This is a genomic window from Xenophilus sp., from assembly GCF_044462705.1.
Classification (GTDB): domain Bacteria; phylum Pseudomonadota; class Gammaproteobacteria; order Burkholderiales; family Burkholderiaceae_C; genus Xenophilus; species Xenophilus azovorans.
Genome location: NZ_JBIQNC010000337.1, coordinates 1 through 2825 on the forward strand (window position 1 = coordinate 1; position 2825 = coordinate 2825).

Sequence of the window (2825 nt, forward strand, 5' to 3'; positions counted from 1 at the left end):
CATCAGCCGCAGCCGGCGCTGCCCCTGCCACTCGTCCGCATCCAGCCGGAAGGCCAGCCGCGCGCGGGCCGGCAGCGGCTCGGTGTGGCCGAACCAGATGCCGTCGATGGGCTGGCCGGCCAGCCGCAGCTTCAGCGCCAGGTGCTTCTCGCCCACCAGCCGCTGCGAGACGACCTCCACCTCGTCGCTGAAGACCGGCGGCGCGAAGCCCTGGCCCCACACCTCGCGGTGCAGCGTGTCGGCCAGGTCCACGCGCAGGTACTCGCGGTCGATCGGGCCGTCGGTCTCCAGCCGGCGGGTCAGCGTGGCGGCGTCCAGCCACTCGGCGGCGACCTCGGCCAGGGCGCGCTCGAAGTCCGTGAAGCGCTCGCGCGCCACCGTGCAGCCGGCCGCCATCGCGTGGCCGCCGAAGCGCAGCAGCACGCCCGGGTGGCGCTTGGCCACCAGGTCCAGCGCATCGCGCAGGTGGAAGCCCGGGATCGAGCGGCCCGAGCCTTTCAGCTCGTGCGACCGGCCCTCCGCGCCGCTGACGGCGAAGACGAAGGTGGGGCGGTGGTGCCGGTCCTTCAGGCGCGAGGCGACGATGCCGACCACGCCTTCGTGGAAGTCCTCGTCGAACACGCTGAGGGCCGGCGGCAGCGTGCCTTCGTCGTCCACGAACAGCGACTCCACCAGCGCCAGCGCCTGGTCGCGCATGCCGCCTTCCAGCGTGCGGCGCTCGCGGTTGATGCCGTCGAGCAGGCGCGCCAGCTCGTCGGCGCGCGCGGCGTCGTCGGTGAGCAGGCATTCGATGCCCAGCGTCATGTCCGCCAGCCGGCCGGCGGCGTTCAGGCGCGGGCCCAGGGCGAAGCCGAAGTCGAAGGTGGTGGCGGCCTCGGCCCGGCGGCCGGCGGCGCGGAAGAGGGCGGCCACGCCCGGCGGCATCTGGCCGGCGCGGATGCGCCGGAGGCCCTGCGCGACGAGGCGTCTGTTGTTGGCATCGAGCTTCACCACGTCGGCCACCGTGCCGAGGGCGACCAGCGGGAGCAGCGCATCGAGCTTCGGCTGCGTGGCCGCGTCGAAAGCGCCGCGCTGCCGCAACTCCGCGCGCAGCGCCAGCAGCGCGTAGAACATCACACCCACGCCGGCGATGCATTTGCTCTCGAAGCCGCAGCCGGGCTGGTTGGGGTTGACCAGCACGTCGGCCTCCGGCAGCTGCGGGCCGGGCAGGTGGTGGTCGGTCACCAGCACCGAAAGGCCCAGCGCCTTCGCACGCGCCACGCCGTCGACGCTGGCGATGCCGTTGTCCACCGTCACCAGCAGTTCGGCGCCGGTGGCGGCCACGCGCTCGGCGATGGGCGGCGTGAGGCCGTAGCCATCCACCACGCGGTCGGGTACGAGGTAGCCCACGTGCGCCGCGCCGAGGAGCCGCAGCCCGCGCACGGCCACTGCGCAGGCGGTGGCGCCGTCGCAGTCGTAGTCGGCCACGATGCAGATACGGCGCTGCCCGGCGATGGCGTCGGCCAGCAGGCGGGCGGCTTCCTGCACGCCGTGCAGGCCGACGGGAGGCAGCAGGCGCGCCAGGCCGTCGTCCAGCTCGTCGGGCGAGCACACGCCGCGCGCGGCGAACAGGCGCGCCAGCAGCGGATGGACGCCGGCCTGCTCCAGCGCCCAGGCGGCGCGCGGCGGGATCTCGCGCACGACCAGCTTCATCACAGCGCCTCCAGCACGTCGGCGGTGAGCGGCGCGGCGCCCAGCCGCCGCCGCAGCCAGGCGCTCAGGCCGCGTGCGCCGGGCTGCCAGGTCTGCGCGGCGCGGTCGCCGCACAGGGTCAGCCGCACGGCAGCGCCGGCGCGGCTGCGTTCGAGCAGGCGGGCGACGGGGCCGGCATCGAGCGCGGCCCAGGCGGCCGCCCAGGCGTCGCCGTCGTCGTCCAGCGCGGCGGCGCGCAGCGAGGTGTCCAGCGTGGGGGCCGTGGCCGCTGCCGCGCCGGCGGTAAGACGGCCCGTGCCGCTGAGCCAGAAGGAGTTGATGGGCAACTGGCCGCGCGCCGTGCGCTCGTCGTTGGCGCGGTGGGTGTAGAGCAGCATCTGCATCTCGTTCTGCAGGCGACGCAGGCCGCGCGCGGCCTCGCCCATCGGCAGCCAGTCGGCCAGCGGCCGGCCGGCGGCGCGGTCGGCCGAGGCGGTGGCCAGGCCGTCGAAGACCGCGCCGCGCGCCAGCCACAGGCCGGGGCGTCCGCCCTCGAAGAGCGCGATGCCGTCTTCCTCGAAGAAGGGGCGCGCGGTGTCGAGCAGCGCCGCGGACTCGGCGGCGTCCACCTGCAGCCGCTCGGGGTCGCCCAGCACCACTTCGCTCATGCCCACCTGCCAGTGGCACAGGGTGACGAAGCCCCAGGGGGCGCTTTCGGACTCCGGCAGCCCGGCGCGCTGCGCGGCGAGCGCGGCCCAGGGCAGGCCGCCGTCCGGCGCCGCCAGGCCCAGCGCGGCGGCCAGGGCGCGCTCGTGCGGGGGCGAGAGGCTGTCCTCGTCCTGCGCGTCCGGCGGCTGCGGCGCCAGCCGCGCCAGCAGGGCGTCCAGCGCGGGCAGGCGCAGCTGCCCGCGGGCGGCTTCGCAGGCCGGCGCGCGCCGGTCGGCAAAGGCGATGAGGAGGTGGTCGGGGTCGGTCGATGCGCCGCCAGCGTGCAGGGCCATGGCCCGGATTGTCGTGCGGTCGGCGCAGGGAACCCGCGGCAGGGCGGATGACACAATCACTGCGGCATCCACTTCCCAGACCTGCGCGGCCTTCGCGCCGGCCTTCCATGTCCCTTCCCTACGAACTGCAGCTGGGCTGGCGCTACACGCGCG

2 protein-coding genes are annotated in these 2825 nt (G+C 75.7%); both read right to left on the reverse strand.

Annotated elements, in window-relative coordinates:
* Positions 1-1692 (reverse strand): single-stranded-DNA-specific exonuclease RecJ (gene recJ / locus ACIY1X_RS25785; RefSeq protein ID WP_399686370.1); only part of this gene is annotated, 1692 nt, incomplete at its 3' end.
* Positions 1692-2672 carry a hypothetical protein gene (locus tag ACIY1X_RS25790; RefSeq protein WP_399686373.1) on the reverse strand — a complete coding sequence of 327 codons (981 nt, stop codon included), beginning with the start codon at positions 2670-2672 and terminating at the stop codon, positions 1692-1694. The genes recJ and ACIY1X_RS25790, both read right to left, overlap by 1 nt.
* Between the last annotated feature and the right edge of the window lie 153 nt (positions 2673-2825).

Coding starts and splice junctions, on each gene's coding strand:
- ACIY1X_RS25790 (WP_399686373.1), bottom strand. CDS start 2,672: ATGGCCCTGCACGCTGGCGGCGCATCGACCGACCCCGACCACCTCCTC.